Here is a 317-nt window from a genome sequence, read left to right on the forward strand (position 1 = left end):
GGCGACCTCTTGGCGGCGTAGGCCGGGGACGCGGCGTTTGGCGGCGTCGTAGACGGGCAGCCCGACGTGTTCAGGGGCGATCTTGGCCCGCCGTGACGCCAGGAATTGGCCGATCTCGGCGACTCGGTTGGTGGACTCCATACAACCGAGGCTACGACCCGCGCGTCGGCCGTTGCCAGGTGCTGCGAGGGGGGTGCTGCCAGCACCCCCCTAATCCTCGCCTCCCACGCGGGCAGCTGCCGGCGTTGCATGGGTGCTGCGAGCGCAGAGGTGCTCTGAGACCGAATCCTTCGATATCGACGAGGTGACATGACCAC

1 pseudogene is annotated in these 317 nt (G+C 68.1%); it reads right to left on the bottom strand.

Annotated features, from left to right (window positions below):
* Positions 1–141, bottom strand: a pseudogene (locus tag CJ177_RS49145) (transcriptional regulator); the annotation flags it as partial.
* Between the last annotated feature and the right edge of the window lie 176 nt (positions 142–317).

It is taken from the genome of Rhodococcus sp. ACPA1, assembly GCF_002300195.1.
GTDB classification, from domain to species: Bacteria; Actinomycetota; Actinomycetes; order Mycobacteriales; family Mycobacteriaceae; genus Rhodococcus_F; species Rhodococcus_F opacus.